Source organism: Treponema putidum (assembly GCF_024401155.1).
GTDB classification, from domain to species: Bacteria; Spirochaetota; Spirochaetia; order Treponematales; family Treponemataceae; genus Treponema_B; species Treponema_B putidum.
Window position 1 is genome coordinate 1,133,515 of record NZ_CP038804.1, and the last position, 18,260, is coordinate 1,151,774.

General features: G+C 36.2%; 18 protein-coding genes. 1 reads left to right on the top strand and 17 read right to left on the bottom strand.

The genetic code is table 11. The features are described 5' to 3' along the window. Positions 1-41 precede the first annotated feature (41 nt). The 17 genes from E4N74_RS05390 to E4N74_RS05470 form a co-directional block, all read right to left on the bottom strand. Positions 42-968, bottom strand: coding sequence for a hypothetical protein (locus E4N74_RS05390; protein ID WP_255819215.1), 927 nt, complete (start codon positions 966-968; stop codon positions 42-44). After that, the gene (locus tag E4N74_RS05395; RefSeq protein WP_255819216.1) at positions 935-1,240 is read right to left on the bottom strand and encodes a hypothetical protein; all 306 of its coding nucleotides are present in this window, start codon (positions 1,238-1,240) and stop codon (positions 935-937) included. The genes E4N74_RS05390 and E4N74_RS05395 overlap by 34 nt, the downstream gene beginning before the upstream one ends. Positions 1,241-1,328: 88 nt before the next feature. Then, complete coding sequence (locus E4N74_RS05400; RefSeq protein WP_255819217.1) at positions 1,329-1,571, bottom strand: beta propeller repeat protein; 243 nt, start codon at positions 1,569-1,571, stop codon at positions 1,329-1,331. 62 nt (positions 1,572-1,633) lie between these two features. Then, complete coding sequence (locus E4N74_RS05405; protein ID WP_255819218.1) at positions 1,634-2,908, bottom strand: hypothetical protein; 1,275 nt, start codon at positions 2,906-2,908, stop codon at positions 1,634-1,636. A 316-nt stretch (positions 2,909-3,224) separates the two neighbouring features. Continuing rightward, positions 3,225-4,679, bottom strand: a complete 1,455-nt coding sequence (citX, locus tag E4N74_RS05410; protein WP_255819219.1) for a citrate lyase holo-[acyl-carrier protein] synthase — start codon at positions 4,677-4,679, stop codon at positions 3,225-3,227. A gap of 17 nt (positions 4,680-4,696) precedes the next feature. Beyond that, a complete protein-coding gene (locus E4N74_RS05415; RefSeq protein WP_255819220.1) occupies positions 4,697-5,725 on the bottom strand; it encodes a nucleotidyl transferase family protein in 1,029 nt (342 codons plus the stop codon). A 7-nt stretch (positions 5,726-5,732) separates the two neighbouring features. Beyond that, on the bottom strand, positions 5,733-6,296 hold the full coding sequence (locus E4N74_RS05420; protein ID WP_255819221.1) for a Fe-S-containing hydro-lyase: 564 nt from the start codon (positions 6,294-6,296) through the stop codon (positions 5,733-5,735). 14 nt (positions 6,297-6,310) lie between these two features. Continuing rightward, the gene (locus E4N74_RS05425; RefSeq protein WP_044979390.1) at positions 6,311-7,156 is read right to left on the bottom strand and encodes a fumarate hydratase; all 846 of its coding nucleotides are present in this window, start codon (positions 7,154-7,156) and stop codon (positions 6,311-6,313) included. Between the two features lie 80 nt (positions 7,157-7,236). Next, positions 7,237-7,908, bottom strand: a complete 672-nt coding sequence (locus tag E4N74_RS05430) for a DUF2259 domain-containing protein (protein ID WP_044979391.1) — start codon at positions 7,906-7,908, stop codon at positions 7,237-7,239. Positions 7,909-7,983: 75 nt separating this feature from the next. Next, positions 7,984-9,195 carry an ABC transporter permease gene (locus E4N74_RS05435; protein WP_255819222.1) on the bottom strand — a complete coding sequence of 404 codons (1,212 nt, stop codon included), beginning with the start codon at positions 9,193-9,195 and terminating at the stop codon, positions 7,984-7,986. A gap of 18 nt (positions 9,196-9,213) precedes the next feature. Further along, positions 9,214-9,651, bottom strand: a complete 438-nt coding sequence (locus tag E4N74_RS05440) for an FMN-binding protein (protein WP_255819223.1) — start codon at positions 9,649-9,651, stop codon at positions 9,214-9,216. After that, a complete protein-coding gene (locus tag E4N74_RS05445) occupies positions 9,648-10,340 on the bottom strand; it encodes an ABC transporter ATP-binding protein (protein WP_255819224.1) in 693 nt (230 codons plus the stop codon). The genes E4N74_RS05440 and E4N74_RS05445 overlap by 4 nt, the downstream gene beginning before the upstream one ends. Before the next feature lie 28 nt (positions 10,341-10,368). After that, entirely contained in the window at positions 10,369-11,505 is a 1,137-nt protein-coding gene (locus E4N74_RS05450) for an ABC transporter permease (protein WP_255819225.1), read from the bottom strand. Positions 11,506-11,538: 33 nt separating this feature from the next. Further along, the gene (locus tag E4N74_RS05455) at positions 11,539-12,816 is read right to left on the bottom strand and encodes an ABC transporter permease (protein WP_044979396.1); all 1,278 of its coding nucleotides are present in this window, start codon (positions 12,814-12,816) and stop codon (positions 11,539-11,541) included. Between the two features lie 242 nt (positions 12,817-13,058). Continuing rightward, entirely contained in the window at positions 13,059-14,048 is a 990-nt protein-coding gene (locus tag E4N74_RS05460; RefSeq protein ID WP_249040045.1) for a Fe-S-containing protein, read from the bottom strand. A 361-nt stretch (positions 14,049-14,409) separates the two neighbouring features. After that, positions 14,410-15,033 carry an iron transporter gene (locus E4N74_RS05465; protein WP_255819226.1) on the bottom strand — a complete coding sequence of 208 codons (624 nt, stop codon included), beginning with the start codon at positions 15,031-15,033 and terminating at the stop codon, positions 14,410-14,412. 40 nt (positions 15,034-15,073) lie between these two features. Further along, positions 15,074-16,342, bottom strand: a complete 1,269-nt coding sequence (locus E4N74_RS05470; protein ID WP_255819227.1) for an FTR1 family iron permease — start codon at positions 16,340-16,342, stop codon at positions 15,074-15,076. Positions 16,343-16,569: 227 nt separating this feature from the next. Between E4N74_RS05470 and E4N74_RS05475 the strand changes: the two genes are divergently transcribed. Further along, positions 16,570-18,234, top strand: a complete 1,665-nt coding sequence (locus tag E4N74_RS05475) for an ATP-binding cassette domain-containing protein (RefSeq protein ID WP_044979400.1) — start codon at positions 16,570-16,572, stop codon at positions 18,232-18,234. Positions 18,235-18,260 lie beyond the last annotated feature (26 nt).

Genomic DNA, 18,260 nt, shown 5'->3' on the forward strand with positions numbered 1-18,260 from the left:
ATTCTATTTATAATTCAATAATAACAATACCTTATATCTGCTTATTCTCCGTCTTTGTTTTCAGATTCACTATCTTGATTTTCAGAATTAAGCTCTTTTTTTATTTCTTCATCAAGTTCTTTTATTGCATCATCTTTGGATTTATTTTCTATGTTTGTTTTTTTATTTTCAAGCGTTTCCACTTGATTTTTAAGATAATCTTCAAGACTTAAGGCATCTTCTGATGTTTCTTCAACAAAAATAATTTTTTTATTTAATGGTGCTAAAATAAGTTTTAAGAATTTTTCGGAAAGTTTTTTTATCGGTTCTTCCATAAACTTCGTTTCAACACCTTGCAACAGCCTCTCATTAAATTCTTCACGGCAAACATCGGCATAATCGGTGGCCACTCGATCTTGTTGTGGATCTATCAAAATTTTTTTATTAAAATTCTTTTTCATAATATTTTCTATTGGGACACCTGTTACATGGCCAAAGGTATCTTTTATGTCTTTTGGATTTAAATACGTAGTTCTTACTTCCGCCAACTCTTTATGATGCTTGTCCTTTGTCTTTCCGGTAAATTTAGGCTTTACTCCCGAAACCAAGATTGTATTCTGCATTTCTTGTGAATTTGCAATACGGATTTCCTTTATATCAAAGCCGAATTTTGCAATTATATCATGGGTCCAGATAACAATAGCTTCATCATAACAGGCTAGTTCTTTATCTTCTTTCCACCACCACATTCCGTCAGTCCATTTTTCTATATATAAAGGTCTGGTAATTTTTCTGTTAACGCTGGTTTGTTTAAGATTTGTTTCAAGTAAATTCATCTCTGAAATTTCGGTATAATCATTCATTTGCAGCTGTGCATTTTTTAAAAGACGTAACTCACTTTCAAGAGATTCAATACCAATAGCTTGTCTTGTATTTATTATTTCTTGTTTTGCATTTATTTCTTTCTGTTCCAATAGATCAAGTTCCATCTTACGCGAGCTAACTCTGCCTGATATTCTTTAGCTAAATCACTTGTAGCCTGTTTATCCACTAAAGCATTAAAAGATGTAATCACAGGAATCATACATAAAAAAACACCTAAAGCAGTAACGGCTATAGAAGCAATTTTATTAGGTATTTTTATGGCTAAATATATTGTTAAGCCTATACCTGCTAAGCCTGCTACTATTATCAAAACAGAGTACGTCATACTTAATCCGTCTTTCAATTCATAAATAGAATTATAAACCGCATTCAACATAAAAAACTCCTTAATTAATGTTATTAAAAATTTATATCTATTCTAAGTAAGATAGAAATGATTATCTCATCTAAATTATTATTCTCTCTCATCTTCCCATTACTCCCCTCTTATACCAGGTCATGCCCCTGTTTAACGAATAAAAAAGACCGTTTTCGGTTGTTGCTAAGAGCTCTTTTCCGCCGTCTGCAATATCGTAAAAGACTCCTGTTTGATAGCCTTGAAAACGCAGATACCAAGTTTGTCCCTGATTAAGCGAGTATTCAATGTGTTTGCCGTTTTTAGGGCTTATTCTTATAAGCTCTTTTTCAAGATTAAGCATCATCGGCATCTAAAAACTCCTCCTTATCCCCTCCCGCCTGTATTGACAGGCGGGAGGACGCATTTTAAAATCTATTTATACTCATCCTTTACATAAGAATCGGGCGAGTTTTTTCTTTGTGCCATTAAAGCTTTAAACCAGTCGGGGGCGTTCGATAAATCGACCATGCCGGGGAGCTTTTTTTGATAGATATTTAAAAAATCGGCACAGTAAAGAAGCCATAGAACGTTACCGTTTTCGCCGGCTATTGAAGCAAAAAAACTCTTTTGTTTATCTTTAGTTTTTAATACTTTTTCCATTCTTGTCCAAAAAATATCTTTATACCCCATCTCTTCCTTGGTGTAGTCAAAAATATTTTCAGGTTTTAAAAACTTGTTGGGAACCAATATCATTTTTCCGTCTTTAGAAAAGGCAATTTTATTAACATCCCTACCCCAGTCATAACAACTTATATTATAATCTTCAGTAAGTAAAAGTTCATATTTTGCATTTACAAAGTCGGAAGTTCCTTTAATATAATCCTTATTTTTGTCCCCGCTTCTGGGTGTTGCATCACGCCAATATTCTTTTATAACTTCGCCGGAATTATCTGCAAAACTAACAATAAATCTATAAGGTTTAAGATTTTGCAAATCCTTAAACTCATATTTTGTACTTCCGTCAGTAATTGTTATTTTTTTACGATTCATATAATCATCATGATACCATTCAATAATAACACCTTTTAAATATTTATTTGTAGTCCATGAAACAACGACTTCCTTGTTTCCGGCTATTACCTTGGCATTTAATGTATTAATATTAAGCTCTCTTTCGGTTTTACCGTAATTAGGAACGGTTTTGCGGTATGCCAATACTTCTTTAAACCAGTCCGGTGCATTTGTCATGTCTACCATTGAGGGAGCCTTATCTTCATAAACATTGATAAAATCTGCAAGGTATAAAATATAAAGAACATTGCCCGTTCCGTTGTTGGCCGAAGCAGCTTGCAAAGGCCATTGTTTTTTATTTGTGTTTAAGACCTTATTCATTCTTGTCCAGAGTTTATTACCTGAATTTGAATTTAACCGTTCAATTTCTTTTTCATCAAAGCCAAAAACTTTTTCGGCTTCTTGATAAGATACGGGAAGCATAAGCCTTTTGCTGTCTTTTGTAAATTGTATTTTCTCTGAAAGGCCCTCGGTTGTAAACCCTATTTGTTGATCCGGTTTAAGAAACTTTTGCTCATTTTTTTCGCTAAAATAAGGTTGTTTTTCTCCCTTTCCGCTTTCAAGTGTCTCACATCCCGTAAACAAAGTACTTACAATAATTGTAAATACAGCCAAACCCAAAAAATATTTTTTCATCTAAAAACTCCTTTTGCGGTAATTTTAACCGCAGATAAATATCTATTTGCAGAACAAGAAGTCCTGTTGAGCAAAAAAAAAGCTTTTTTGTAAAATTTCAGGGAAAGCCTGTAAAATACAAAAAAGCTTATTATGCAATATTATGTTGATATTATTTAATACTATGGTGAAATTATCTAATATTAAAATATGGACAAAATTACGGGGGGGGGGGAGATTTATACATCATTTTATTAAGAACATTTTTAACAAATTTCATAAAAAATACCTCCTCCAAACGATATGTGTCAAATTATATACGTTTTTTATAGTTTTGTCAAGGAAGAATTTTTCGATTCATATAGCTTATACTTTCTAAATCAGTTTCATTTATAATACCGGTTAATTCTTTAACAAGAGGAGAAATTTCCGGCATTTTGACGGTTTTACTTATTAAATCTTTAAAAATCTCCCTTATCAGCTTCAGATTATACAAAATGATAATTTTATCGGCGGTGCCGCCTGTGGAGATATTGTTTTTTTCGCACCATTCGGAAAATTCTTTTATAGCTCTTTCTTGAGCCGGTCCTTCCTCTATGCAAAGGAGACTGTGAGCTTTTTTTTGTACCTCAAGTAGGGCTTTTTCGCCCTTGCGCTTTATAATTGTAGTATCGCAGGTAGTTTCAATCATCTTAACAATAATTTTTACAAAGTCCCCGCCTTCTGAAAAAGTTTTTTTATAGAGGGGTAGCCAATTTTGAAAGTGTTCTGCAAAGCCTGAAAGGGCTAAGCCCCTCACTCCCCCGCTCCCTAAATTATTAAAGGCTTGTAAAGAAGCCGAAGAGCAGGCTTTAAGTTCAAAATCTCTTTTTAGGGGAAGAGAAAAATCTGCAATTTCTTTGCTTAAATCGGCGAAGACTTTTTTTTCTTTTATTATCCGGAATGTGCAGGCATTTAAGATAAGAAGCAAAAATAAGGCCCCCTTATAGGTGTTTACCCCGCCCGTTAAATCGAACAGTTTTTTCTCTTGTTTTTTTCCGTATTCACGCAGGGCATCAAAGGATCCGCAATCTTTTTCGCTTAAATTTTTAATTGCATTCCCTATCAGGGGAATACATTCAAGCATGAGTAAAAAATCCATATCCCTGTGGGAGCCTTGGGAATTAGCCGTAACACAGCCGAAACCTAATGGACGGCAAAGCTCTGCAAGGAGGGAGCTTTCGGTTAAATTACCCAAAAGTTCAAAAATATCCCCGTCGTTAGACAGGTCGTAAGACCGGTCGTCGTCCGATTTTTTGAAAGACCAATTTTCATGAACTTTTTTTAAGATAAAATCCATTATTTCTTTTTGGGAATGAGTACGGCTCCTCGCACAGATCACGGCATCTTTTTTGCATAAAAAACATTTCCGCCTCTTATTATTTTGGGGGAAATCATTGCGCGAAAAAAGTTTTTCCGCAGTTAAAACATCGATATCGGCAAGACGGCCAAGGGATTCATCATCTTCAATTTTTATGCTCAAAGCCTTTACTTCCAAGGGCGGAGCATCTACAATCAAAAAAAAGATTAAGCCTTCTTCATCAGTATAGGAATGAAAAATTTTTATAGGGACCATCTTTTTTTTACATTCCAAAAAAATGCGGTATACAATCCAATTCGATTCGATTGAGCCCTTTTTTCCGCCCGGAATATTGGCCCTGATTACTACAAGTGTTTTAAAAGGAAAGCGGCTTAAAATTTCTTTTTCAAAGGAGTCGGTTTTTTCTCTTTTTTCCAATAAAGATAAACTCATCTTTTCTCCGGTATCAATTAGTCTTTTTGTTTTAAAGACCTTAAAAAATTATAAGTTATTTCGGGTAAAAAGGAACGTACTTCTTCAAGACTATTATTTTGAAATGCCTTTCGAACTTGCGTTGCGGAAATGATTTGCTGATTTTGAGTTTTTTTACGCTCAATTATTTTTACCTCACATTGAGGAGGGAGCTCATTCAATAGAGTTTGATTATATATTTCGGTACTCGGGTCTAAGGGTTCTTCTCCCAAAAAGCGAATTTTAATATTAAAAAGAGGTACAAAGTATTTTAAAAATATCCTTGCATCAAGCTGAGTTTGATTTTTGCTTATTAAACTTTTTTCTTTTAAAAAATAGGACGGAAATGTCGCCCCGCTTATTAAAAATTGAGATGAAGGAAGCACTACTACATTTTTTAAGTCTTCCGTATTTTTTTTGATAAGCATAAAACGGTCATTAAAAGAAAAAAAACTTTTGTCGGTCTCAACGGCAAAAACAAAAAGGAGGCTCTTGCTTCCGCAATAGTCTAAGGCTTTTTCTATTAAATATCTGTGGCCGAGGGTAAAGGGATTTGCATTCATAACTATGGCTGCATTTCCCTCATCACTTATACCGTCAAGTATACCGTCAGGGCAATAAGGAAAGAGCTCATTCTTTAAAACCTCCTCTACGTTTTTTTCTCCCCTGTATAATAAGGAAGAATCATCCGATGAGGCTAAGTTTATAAAACCTGCCCCCGTAAAAAAAGAAACGCTTGATCTTTTTGTAAATATAAAAAAGAACTTATAACCTTCTCCGTAAGCCTCTTTTAAGAGGGCCGATAAAATCTCGTCGGTAAAACCGAGGCCCTTAAATTCATCTTTTACGGCAAAGCATTTTAAGATATTTTTTTCCCGCCCTCCGCAAGCGGCCAAATTGTCGGCTTCATCAAAAATGCCGTAAACACTTTCAAGGGAGTCCGCAATAAGGCCATTTTCTTTTAAAAGAGCTGTAAATTTTTCTTTTTGACTTTTAAGCTCTAGATTAATTTTTTGTAAATTAGTCATCTACCTTTTAGTTTAGGCTTTTTAAGTATTCTTCGCGTCCCAGTTTATAAAGGTTGTTCCCCTTAGAATCGATTATGCAGGTTACGGGAAAGTCTTCAACATAGAGCTTCCGGACAGCTTCAGCTCCCAAATCTTCATAACAGATAACTTCGGCCGATTTAATTCGGCTTTTAATCAAGGCAGCGGCTCCTCCGATGGCGGCAAAATAACAAGCTCCATGTTCTATTATTTTTGCAACTACATCATCGTTTCTTTTTCCTTTTCCGACCATAGCCATAAGCCCCTCATCTAAAAGCTGAGGCGTGTAGGCATCCATTCTGTAACTGGTTGTAGGCCCTGCAGAACCTATGGGCTCTCCGGGCTTTGCAGGGCTAGGCCCTACATAGTACATGACAGCCCCCTTTACATCTATGGGGAGTTTTTCTCCCTTTTCTAAAAGTTCGCATAGGCGTTTGTGAGCTGCATCTCTTCCCGTATAAATATAGCCGTTCAATAAAACAATATCTCCGGCCTTAACATCTTTTAAATCTTCCCTTGTAAATGGTGTTGTAAGTTTTTTCATCTCAGACATTTTTCCTTCCTCCCTTATAAAGTAACTTCCTTATGGCGTGTTGCATGACAGTTTATATTTACACAAATAGGAAGACCTGCAATATGTGTGGGATAGGTTTCGATTAAAACCCTTAAAGCCGTAGTCTTACCTCCGTAACCTTGGGGGCCTATACCTAAGGCGTTGACTTTCTCAAGCATTTCTTTTTCGAGGTTAGCATAGAAAGGATCGGGATTATAACTATCCATCGGTCTCATCAAGGCTTTTTTTGCTATTAAGGTTACCTTATCTACGGTACCGCCTATTCCGACACCTACAACTATGGGAGGACAGGGGTTAGGCCCTGCAAGTTCTACAGTTTCCAATATGAATTTTTTTACCCCCTCAAGGCCGTCGGAGGGCTTAAGCATTGCAAGGCGGGACATATTTTCGGAGCCGAAACCCTTGCCTGCAAACATAATATGAAGTTTATCGCCGGGTACAATATTATAGTGGATTACTGCCGGTGTATTATCCTTTGTGTTTACCCTATTGTAAACTGGATCGGCAACAACGGATTTTCTTAAATAACCTTCCGTGTAGCCCTGTCTTACACCCTCATTTATAGCATCTTCAATGTATCCGCCTTCAATGTGAACATCTTGCCCAATCGTAACGAAAATTACAGCCATTCCCGTATCCTGGCACATGGGCGAATTCGTATTTTTTGCAATATCGGCATTTTCTATAATTTGATCGAGTGTATCACGGGCTAAGCTCCACTTTTCGGCTTCCCGCGACATCTTTAAACTTGTCAATACATCTTGCGGAAGATAATAGGCGGCCTCAATAGCCATCCTCTTAACTTCTTCCGTAATTTTTTTTGCTTCTACAATGTGCATACTCAAAAATACCCCCAAAAGTTATTCTTGGGGGTAATTATAGAACATTAAAAGTTTACTGTCAATTGATGCGGAAATACTTATAGCTTAATTGTTTCTACCATGTAGCGGATGGAGTTTCCCATTTTATCATATTGATGTTTTTCTATTACAAAGATGAGGCTTGTGTTTGTGTTATCGATAATTACCTTTTTTATTGCGTAGTCCCGTACACCTGATCTGGTTTTTCCTTTTAGGCCGGCTTCTTTTTTTATCTTATTACCGTTAGGTTTTATGATTTCAACTTCAATATAAAAAGATGCTTCTAAATTGGATTTTTTATCCTTGTACAGCATGACCTTATACTCATCATTGGTTTCAAAGTCCTTAAAAATCAAGGTTGTTTCGTTTATTGTAGAGTCTGTAGCCGAATAAATAGCCCTACCCTCATTTTTATCGCTTATCTTCCATTTTAAAAGGGAAGGATTAGCCCTATCCAAAAGGCTTAAAAATATATTTTTACTGTCTTTATCGGCAGTCTCAGATGTCGGACTTGTTATAAAGCGTCCTGAAGGCAAAAAGTTGTTTGCTTCTACATCAATGCAATATATTTCTGCATAAGCACGATAGGTTTCATCGGTCAAGCCGTATTGGCCGAAAGCAAATTTACTTCCATCAGGTGAAAAACCTAAATTCGAAAAGGTTGCAATATCGCCTGCAAACAGAAAAAAAGAACAAAGAATAAAACAAAAAGAAATCAGAGCTTTACGCATAATACACCTCTCATCTATTCTAAAATATCGGCTTAAAAAAAAAGAACTTAAGAAATCATTTGGATAAAGCGGCTTTTAAGATTTTGATAAAGCCGGTTCTTTTTTTGTAAAGCTGTACATAGTTTTAAGGGCTGCGAGGGGGCCGATTACCGAAATAAGGGCAAAGGTCAAAAGAAAGCAAACAAATGTCCAAAGAAAAGAAGGGTTTAAAAAAGGCATCTTCATTCCTGTAACAATTGCCTGATTAAATAAAAACATAATCAAACATGAAAGAACCGTTCCTATAACTGCTCCCGACATACTTATCATAAGAGATTCTAAAACCGCAAGTTCAAATAATTTCTTTTTGGTACTTCCTATTATCCTCAACATTCCGAATTCTTCTTTACGCTCATTAAAAATCGAAGAAAAAGAAACGGCCAATACGATAAACGAAAGAACCCATAGGATCGCAATAAGGATATAAACATAGACATTTAAGCTTGAAATACTTGAAGATATATTTGTCATCATCCTCTTCGATATTAAAGGATAAATTTCTTCTCCCTTAAATTCTTCTCTTATCTTTTTAGCTACCTCACCTGCGTCATATCTCGGATTAATCCTTACCATAACACTTGAAATCAAATTTTCATTTTTTGCAACAGGATGCTGCATAATTCTTTCATACTCTTTTGCAAGCTTCCGCGCATTTTCTATTGTCATAAAAATGGAATTATCAAACCCCATTCCCGTTTTAGTCAAACGGCCTGCAATCACAAAGGGTTGATTAAAAAATTTTACTTGAGAATTATAATCGCCTGATATATTACTTCCGGCTACAATTTGATTATCCAAAAGAGGAAGTTTTATCTGTTTTTTAAGCCAAGGTTTCACATTAAAATCTGAATCAAAATCGATACCTATAATCTGTAAAGGAAAAGAACAGCAGCCCGCAGAGAGGGTCGCAATAAAAAGCTGGGGAGATGCGAGTTCAACCCCTTCAATTTTTTTTACACGTTCTACGACTTCCGTATCAAAATAAAAACTATTAGGCTCCCCTCTCAATAAGGCATTTTCAATCTTTGAGTCATAACCTTGGGGCACGACAATAATATCCGCACCCAGACGATTCGAAAGTGACAACATTCCGCCCCTTAAACTTTTTACTAAAAAACTGCCTGCAAAAAGACTAAAGGCTAAAACAGCCGTAAGAATAATTAAGCTTACAGTTCTAAAAGGTTTTCTTTTGATATTTAATTTTGCAAGCTCATAGGCAGTCAGTTTTTTTATTTTTAAATTCTCCATAGTTTTTTAGAAGGTTCCTTAATTTTCTTTTGCACCCTGCAATGCATTTTCAACCGCATCTTTAAACAGTTTATAAGAAATTGAAGCACCGGCTATTACATCGACATCATCAATATTTTGAGTTTCAACTAATTTTTGACCGTACTCCGCAGCTCTTAAAACAGAAGCTTGAGCAATTTTATAAAGGCCCATATTTTTTATAACTCCGTCAACCTTTCCGTATTCGGGACCTTTTAGATTGCCGTTTTTTTCGTAAGACAAAAATGTACATTCAACAATCTTACCTTCTTCAATTTTTATTTCAACCTCGGCTGTTCCGCCCCAATCGTCTTTAATATTGGCAAAAGACTTATAAACACCGTCTTTATATTTTATGCTTTTCTTTGTTTCCGTTTTTGAACAGGAAAAAATACAGATAACACATAGTGCAAAAAAAATAATTTTATAATTTTTCATACATTATCTCCTCTTGACGACCTTACCCTGCTCATCTTTTCAATTCTTGCTATTTTACCGTGCTCAAGAACAACCATCCTTTCAGCCTGATCTGCAACCTCAGGATCGTGGGTTACAACTATGATTGTACTTCCTGCATTATGGAGTTTTTCAAAAATTTCCATTACAAGTTTTTCATTTTTTTCGTCTAAGTTTCCCGTAGGTTCATCGGCAAGCAGGAGCTTGGGATGATTTATCAGGGCACGGGCAATACAGACACGCTGCTGTTCTCCTCCCGATAATTGATTGGGCAGATGCTTGGCTCTTTCTTTTAAACCCACACTTTCAAGGGCCTCAAGAGCTTCCCTTTCATCCGGTAGGCTGTGATAGTACTGGGCCATCATAACATTTTCAAGGGCTGTAAGATAGTTTACAAGGTGAAATTGTTGAAAAACCAAACCTATCATATCCCGCCTGACTATCGTTAATTCTTTAGAAGAAAGTTTTGAAATATCCTGTCCGGCTAAATCAATTTTTCCTAAAGAAGGCTTATCCATACAGCCGATTATGTTCATCAATGTAGTTTTACCTGAACCCGAAGGCCCCATTATAGAAAGCCACTCTCCTTCTTCAACCGTCAAATTTATTTTATCGAGGGCTTTAAGATCTCCATATATTTTTGAAATTTCAGTTAAGGTTAAAATATTCATAAATTAAAATTCTCCTTAAAATTTAAGATTACTCTCCGCGCAAAACAAGAGCAGGGTCCACATCCACAGTTGCCCTTACGGGAAAGAGGGAAGCAACAATAGTTATCACGATGGAAGAAATTACGGTAAAAGGCGCCAGCCTTATAGGAAAGGAAACCTCTCTTGCAAAGACACTTATACTTACATTATTTGCAAATAAGTAACCGAGCCCTATTCCCAAAATACCACCCATGAGCCCAAGCATAACCGCTTCTCCCAAAAAATCTATAACAACACTTTTATTGGAAGCACCTAAAGCTTTTTTTAAGCCTATTTCTTTTCGGCGTTCCACCACTACGGCCATCATGGTGGTGGTTACACATATCATAGTCAAAAACAAAACAATAATGGTAACAATCCAAACAAGGGCTTGAAGTTTACTTAAAACCGTATCCTGAGATTCGGTAACGCGCTTTACAAGACGGGGGGTAATACCTTTTACATCGTTTGAAACTTTTTCGGCAATTAAATTAAGATAGTCCCTGTTTCCGTCAATACTGCACTCAATTACATCGAAGGCATCATTATAGCCTATAATATTTTTTATATCCTCAAGGCTCATAAAGATAAACTCTTCTTCGACACCCCCTGTTGTAACTATGCCCGAAACCTTAAACTCGTTTACGGTTACATCTCCGTCAGGTTTCGGAGTGTTTACAATAAAATTATCTCCTATGGATAAACCTATGGCCTTACTTATTTCATGGCCGATTAAAACTTCCTTTTTTTCTTTAGGCCATTGTCCGCGTACAAGCCAATATGGACTATTGTTCATTGCACTTATAAGATCGGTAGCTGCTATCATATAGGGCTGCTCGTTTACCTTTGCAGGTTTATAAATATAAGGAGCAAAACCTACAAGTTTGCCTGAGTCGATTTCTTTTTTAATTTTATCGATTTGTTCTTTTTTTATTTTTGCATCGCTTTCGGAAGGAAGGAATATCATATTTGCCCCGTATGAGCGGAACACTGTTCCCATCTGCCGCGGAATGTCGTAGTAAATAGTCAATAAGCCCGATAAAACGGTTGAACCGATTGCAATAGCCAGTAAAGCTACCAACATTCTTGAACGGCGCCGCAATAAAGAACTCATTATCATTTTAAAATACATCTTATTTTTAGTCATATCTTACATCCTTAACACCTTAAACGGGAATGTTTATTTTCCGTGCAAAACTTCCGTGGGGTTTAGCTTTAATAAATATCTTACTGACGGAAGACTTCCCAAAAGGGTAATCAAAAAAATGATAAGTACCACAATGGGAATAACCATGGGAGCCGGCGGAATTGCAGAGCCGAAAACGCTTCGGCCTATTATTTGCGTTAAGCCCAATCCTATAAAATATCCGGCTGTTCCTCCTATAATTCCTATTACCATAACCTCCGTTAAAACCGAAACGGTAACGGCAATGTTGCTTGCACCTATGGCTTTTTTTAAACCGATTTCCGTCCTTCTATCCATAACGCTGGCCGTTACCAAGTTTGAAATGCCAAGAGCCGAAGCAATCAAACTTAAAATAGTAATTAAAAGCATTAACAAGGTTGTCTTATTTAAGATAGCTCCTTCGGATTCGGCCACCTGTCTTATCGGCTTTGCAACCGCATCCGTTATAACCTCCTGAATCTGATAACAAATACTGCTTACATAGGCAGTACAATACCATATTTCCATTTCTTTTATCGTTAAACTTAAAGGACTTCTTGCAGCCTTTCTTGCCAAATCATTGTCGGGAGTTGTCAAAGCACTTACCTCAATACTTTCGCAAACATTTGTCTTTCCTAAAAATTCTTGAGCGGTATGTAATGTAGTAAAAATTACCTCATCTTCATTGCTTCCCGAATTAAAAATTGCGGAAACTTTTAAGGTTTTAGATGCTGCAGCACTTGTAAGTTTGATCTCATCTCCTACTTTTAAGTTATTCCTTCCTGCAAAAAGACTTCCTACCATGCATGAAGAATTATCATCATCCGAAACCCAGTTTCCGTTTACTTCCCACCAAGTACGCATCCTTCTTATTCCGGTTATAACTTCCTGCCCGGTATGAAGATCTATTTTAAAATCAAACCATGTACCCGACAGGCGCACGGGTTTATCCCCCCCGTCATAGTTTACTTGCACATTTAAAAAAGGTGCATAATCGACAATATTGTATGCCCAAAATATGGTTTTAATTTTATACAATTCATCTTCTTTTAAGAATTTTTTTGTATTTCCCGACTCTTCACCGTAAATATCATCCAAAAGAGAAGATTCCTTATGGGCAACATTGATATTAGCTCCATAGGTTTTAAGCTCTTGGTTTACCTTATCCCCTACACCAAGCATTGTGTTAAGCATCGAGGTTGAAAGACTTGCACCTAGGGCAATGGTAAAAGCTATCATTACCATTTTTCCCTTTTGTCTAAAAAGGGCACCCGCTATCATTCTCCAAAACATATCTCCTCCAATATCTATAAACAGTGAGGCAGAATTCCTGCCGAGCTGTTTATCATATCTCCTATAAAAACTTTCCTTAAAATTCGACAACCGTAGAAATCTTCAGATTTCGAAGCTGTCGAATTCCGCCGTTTCGTAACGTCAGTAAGAAACGGCATACAATAAGCGACGTTTGCCTGCAAGGCAAACTCGACAGCGTTTTTAGACAATGTCAACTGCATTGTCTAAAATAAGCCTCCTATTTATTTAAAACGATGAGCCTCGGACTCAAGGTCTGATATTTTTATTTTAATATTCCCGGCATGTACAATATAAGGAATCGGAACCGGATTACATCCTCCGGGAAAACCTATCGTAGCCTTATTCATAACTACATCGCAAAGTTTACAGATTACCTCATTATTCCGCTCAAAATAACCGCTTGGACCGCAGATATCGCAGGCGTCAAGGCCTACACCGTAAGAGCCTTCACTTTTTTTTATGGCAATAAAACGCATACTGATTCCTTGTTCCGTTATATATTCATAACGGTGGAGTCTATCATCCTCCAACTGCTCTAAAGAAATAACGGCCATACCGTCTTCAATAGTATAATTTTCAGGCGGAGATAAAGGAACTTCTCGGTCTACATAAAAGCGCAAAAAAGACAAAGAAAAAACCGAAATCAATAAAAGACTTAAAGAAAATCTAGCCCACCTTTTTGCATTCCTTTTTTTTGCTTTTATTTTTCTTAATTCGGCATTATTATTGTACGGTTCGGTAATTTTAATATTTTTTTTCCATAAAAGAATTGGAGCAAACATTATAAACACAATAACGGCAAAGATAAAAAAGTTTCCGTTATTTACTACGCTTGCAATAAACCAAAAAATAAAATCATTCCGCGGAATTATCCTTAAAGAATACAAACGTTGTAGTATAACCACAATTTGAGTTATCCCTAAAATACAAAGAGAAGCTATTACGGTAACTTTTAATTCAATATCGGATAACTTTATTAAGGTTTTATAAATTGAAAGACTTGCAAGAATAATAAAAACTATTCCGAGTAAGTAACCTATAAGTCTGTATAAAACGAGGGTACTTACAGCACTTTCCCCGTAATTAACTAAGGTAGTGGAAAGAGTTATTATGACAGGAAGATAATAAAATATCGTTGCTGCCGTATATAAAAAAACTGCTGTGCTGAAGAAATTTTCATACAATAAAGAATTTTTTGTTTTAAACAGCAAAAGAAAAATTAAAATTAAAAAAAATATACTGACGGGAATCATCGACCAAAAGGCAAAGTTAGTTCTATTTATGTAATTAGGAATAGATCTTAATATTGCAGAAACAATGCTGCCGATAAATCCTGTGAGTATACTTAATAAAATAATATACCGTTTTTTTTCGGGCCTTTGGGTTCTAAATGAGGCAAAAACAACTGCAAGGACTAAAGCGAATCCAATGCCTGCTTCAATAACCCTTATATAAAATTTTAAAATGATGCACCTCCCAAAAACAAAAACGTCAAAAGTAACCGCCGAAGTTTTAGCTTCGGCGGTTACAAATTGAATGAGTAATTAGTATTATACTACTACTTGGACAAGTTTACCACTGAGGTCCTGCCCATTCAAAATCTTTCCATTCAACAACGATGGGTTCCGTCCAGAAGCGTCCGGTAACACCTGTTTCTTTATCAACATGGAGAAGATAGTCATTTCCCGGTGCCTTAATTTCAAACTTGATATTGTACTTGCCTAAGCCTTCTTCAAATTTTACGTTAGCACCATAGTGAGGTCCGTCGCTGGCATTCATCGGCATAAATGCAACTTCCTGTACCTTTGAAGAACCTACTTTTTGGATGTAAGCCTTAACGTGTAAGTAAGGAACAAAGTCGCCTGCACCGTAACCCAATGTTGCACCTTTATCATTGGCGGCAATATCGGCTTCCATGTGGCAATCGGCTTCGTTCTTTGACAAGCTGTTACCGGCAGGCTCCATATCTACAGGTTGAAAATAAACACCTGCAACCGTTAATATTCCGGCATCCTGCTCATCGCCGATGGGGAACTCATCAAATCCTGCAGCACCTTCTTCTTCGGGTTTCGGAGCAGCAGGTTTTTCTGCAACGGCTTCAGGCTTTTTTTCCTGAACCGTTTCATTTTTTTCGCATGATGTAATTACAAAAGCAATTGCAAGCAATGCAAAAATACAAGATAAAGTTTTTTTCATTTAAAAACTCTCCTTTTATATTTAATTTTTTTGGCCCAAATTAATTATTCTCGCCTTCTTTTTTCTTTAATTCGGCAAGAATCTTTTTATTTTTTTTGACATATAAACTGGAAAATACAATAATAGCAACTAACACGATTATTTGAGGTATTAAACTTTCATAAGTTGCATATATGCCTAAAAAATCCAACTCAAAACTTTGCATCCACGGAATTATGGTCTTACTTACCACACCTGCAGCCTGCAATTCCGAAACACCCTTTCCGGTAAATGAAAAACAAAGTATGTACATCAAAATACTTGTTACCGTAAAAAACGGTTTTAAGGGCAGTTTTACACTTAAAAATCTAAAGGCAAGGAAAACACCTGCCAAAATTACTACGGATAATACGACAGCTAAAATCATAGCTCTTTGGCCGCTTGCACCTTGAACGGGAACACCTTGAAAAAACAAAATAAGCTCGGCTCCTTCCCTTGCAACGGCAATAAAGGCGGCAAAAATCAAGACCCACTTATTACCGGTCGATACCGAAGACTCAACCTTCTTTTGAATATATCTTTCCCATGCTTCAGTTTCAGACTTTGAAATCATCCAGTTGCTTACATAGAATAAAACTATTACGGCAACAAACATTCCTATGCCTTCAAAAACTTCTTGAGCTATGCCGCTTTGTGCATCTGCCAATAAACCGAATAAAAAGGCTAAAAGTATACTTACAAGAATACCTGCAAGAGCTCCGATGTAAACGGAAGATATATACTTCTTTTTTCCGGTTTTTACAAGGTAAGCGATAATAGCAGCTATAACCAAAATAGCTTCCAAGCCCTCACGCAATACAAGAACAAAGCATGAAATAAAGGTAGCAACGGCAGCCGATTTTCCGCTTTCCCCCTTGTCATTGGAAGTACCGTCAAGTTCGGCTGCATCATGGTAGAGCATTGCAATAAGAGCATCCTTATGTGCTCTTATCATTTCGCTATCCTTATCGCTTTTTACGTTTTTTCTGTACTCATAAAAAGCGTTTTCAACAGCTGTCTTACGTGCACCGGAAAGGTAGCTCATCGTTATCTTTTCCATTCCCTTGGATTCGTAATATCTAAAATAAGCGGCATTTACCTCATCATAAGCTTCACGGGTTTTACCCTGTGTATACAATTCGTAGGCATTATTCAGTCGGATTTCCATTTTTTCGACTATTTTAGTCCAAGAACTCAAATCTTCTTTTTCTGTTGCAAAAAGAGATAAACAAAGAGAAAACAATAAAAAAACCACCAAAAGCCTTTTTGAGCCTTTCTTTATTACTTCCATAATAACTCCAAAATTGTAATAGATAACTTACTACGTAAGTATACTTACTCAAATAAAAAATGTCAAGTATCGCATACATATTTAAAAAATAAATTTCAAAAAAATACCGCAAAAAATGCCTCTTTTTAAGGCAATTTTAAGGTGCTGGGGCACAGGTGCTGGAGCACTGATTGATAAAATAGGTATACTATGGTATGGTTATAATAAAATAGGTCTCGGAGGAAAAAATGAAAATTTTTAAAAATTTTTGGGAAGCGGCTTTGGTTTGTTTACTTGCACTCGGTCAAGCAGCATTGGATGCTTCCTTTTCTCTTATTCTTGCCCGCTTAGCCGATATTGCAAATACCGGTACACTCGAAACACTCCTCAAATTTTTGGCAGTATGTGTTATCTATGTACTATTTTTGATTATAATTACCTACATAGTTAAGAATTACTTTCATAAGATTGTATGTCAGTATATGCTTAGATATAAAAATGCGGTTTATTCATCGGCTCTCCTTACAAAATACGGAGAAAATGTAGATTCCGGTGAATATATAAACGCCTTAACAAATGATGCAATGCAAATCGAGACGCTCTATATTACTTCCTTTTTGACCGCTCTGCAGCAAATATTTCATTTTATATGCGGCACGGTTGTCGCTATCACAATTCACCCCTTATTGTTTGTTTTAATTTTTGTTTTCGGCTGCATATCGGCGGCATTTATGAAAGCAAGAAGCAAGGCGATGGTACAAGCTACTGAAATTTTATCAAAGGATAATGAAGCCTATGCACAAAATCTTAAGTCTCACTTAGAAGCTAATTTGCTTTTACGGATGGAAGACTTATTGGGCTGGTCTCAAAGGCTGATTTTTAAAAGTACCGATACGGCTTTGTCGTCTCACAGAAAACAAAAACAGGCAATGACAAAAACGGAAATAACGATGATGAGTATAGGCCTTCTTGCGACAATTATCGTTATGGGTACCGCTGCGGTTTTATCAATTTACAAAATAGTTTCTATCGGAGCGGTACTTGCTGCCGGCAGTTTAATCGGAGCAATTACTTCGCCTATCGGAGAACTGGGACGGTTATACACAAATTACAAAGCAGGAAAAGAATTAAATAATAAAATTAAAAATAAGTTTCATCTAAGCGATGCGGAAGTGAATTTCGATACCGGCAATGCTGTGCATAAAATACACATTGAACACATTAGCGTATCGGATTTGAATTTTTCAGTTGAAGAAAAACACATTTTAAAAAATATCAACTTTAATTTTGAAGGTGGAAAAAAATATGCGGTTGTAGGTCAAGCCGGTTCAGGGAAAAGTACGCTTTTAAAACTGATCGCAGGTATTTTAGATTCCGGCTCACACATTACATACAATGGAAAAATTTTAAGTACTTCTGAAATTTTTGATAACATCTGCTATATTCCGCAAAACATCACAATTTTAGAAGACACGCTTGAAAAAAATATTTTCCTCAATAAAAAAGATTGTTCCGGCAGCATCATAGAAAAACTAGCTTTAAACGAATTGGCAAAAAAACGGAAAGCTGACGGTAATAAGATTGATTCGACCGTTTCAGGCGGCGAAAAACAAAAAATCGCAATGGCTCGTGCATTAGTAAAAGATGCTTCAGTTTTTCTACTTGACGAATTCAATTCCGGTTTGGATAATTACAGCATTAAACTTATCGAAGACATAGTTACGGCACAAAAAGATAAGCTCGTTATTTTTATCACACATCGGTTAAATCCTGAAACCCTAAAAAAATGTGATGAGATTATTTATATGAAAGACGGCAAAATTGCAGAACACGGAAACTTTTCCGCCTTGCTGGAAAATAAAAATTCTCTATTTAAAAAATTTTATGAGAACGATGCCGAAAAAATCAGTTAAGGTCCACTAAAATCAACAACCCCGAC

Excerpts from the sequence above, each read along its gene's own strand:
- E4N74_RS05470 (WP_255819227.1), bottom strand. The coding sequence starts at position 16,342 with ATGGAAGTAATAAAGAAAGGCTCAAAAAGGCTTTTGGTGGTTTTTTTA.
- E4N74_RS05405 (WP_255819218.1), bottom strand. The coding sequence starts at position 2,908 with ATGAAAAAATATTTTTTGGGTTTGGCTGTATTTACAATTATTGTAAGT.
- E4N74_RS05450 (WP_255819225.1), bottom strand. The coding sequence starts at position 11,505 with ATGACTAAAAATAAGATGTATTTTAAAATGATAATGAGTTCTTTATTG.
- E4N74_RS05400 (WP_255819217.1), bottom strand. The coding sequence starts at position 1,571 with ATGCCGATGATGCTTAATCTTGAAAAAGAGCTTATAAGAATAAGCCCT.
- E4N74_RS05440 (WP_255819223.1), bottom strand. The coding sequence starts at position 9,651 with ATGAAAAATTATAAAATTATTTTTTTTGCACTATGTGTTATCTGTATT.
- E4N74_RS05420 (WP_255819221.1), bottom strand. The coding sequence starts at position 6,296 with ATGTCTGAGATGAAAAAACTTACAACACCATTTACAAGGGAAGATTTA.
- E4N74_RS05425 (WP_044979390.1), bottom strand. The coding sequence starts at position 7,156 with ATGCACATTGTAGAAGCAAAAAAAATTACGGAAGAAGTTAAGAGGATG.
- E4N74_RS05435 (WP_255819222.1), bottom strand. The coding sequence starts at position 9,195 with ATGGAGAATTTAAAAATAAAAAAACTGACTGCCTATGAGCTTGCAAAA.
- E4N74_RS05395 (WP_255819216.1), bottom strand. The coding sequence starts at position 1,240 with ATGTTGAATGCGGTTTATAATTCTATTTATGAATTGAAAGACGGATTA.
- E4N74_RS05465 (WP_255819226.1), bottom strand. The coding sequence starts at position 15,033 with ATGAAAAAAACTTTATCTTGTATTTTTGCATTGCTTGCAATTGCTTTT.
- E4N74_RS05430 (WP_044979391.1), bottom strand. The coding sequence starts at position 7,908 with ATGCGTAAAGCTCTGATTTCTTTTTGTTTTATTCTTTGTTCTTTTTTT.
- E4N74_RS05390 (WP_255819215.1), bottom strand. The coding sequence starts at position 968 with ATGGAACTTGATCTATTGGAACAGAAAGAAATAAATGCAAAACAAGAA.
- E4N74_RS05455 (WP_044979396.1), bottom strand. The coding sequence starts at position 12,816 with ATGTTTTGGAGAATGATAGCGGGTGCCCTTTTTAGACAAAAGGGAAAA.
- E4N74_RS05415 (WP_255819220.1), bottom strand. The coding sequence starts at position 5,725 with ATGACTAATTTACAAAAAATTAATCTAGAGCTTAAAAGTCAAAAAGAA.
- citX (WP_255819219.1), bottom strand. The coding sequence starts at position 4,679 with ATGAGTTTATCTTTATTGGAAAAAAGAGAAAAAACCGACTCCTTTGAA.
- E4N74_RS05475 (WP_044979400.1), top strand. The coding sequence starts at position 16,570 with ATGAAAATTTTTAAAAATTTTTGGGAAGCGGCTTTGGTTTGTTTACTT.
- E4N74_RS05445 (WP_255819224.1), bottom strand. The coding sequence starts at position 10,340 with ATGAATATTTTAACCTTAACTGAAATTTCAAAAATATATGGAGATCTT.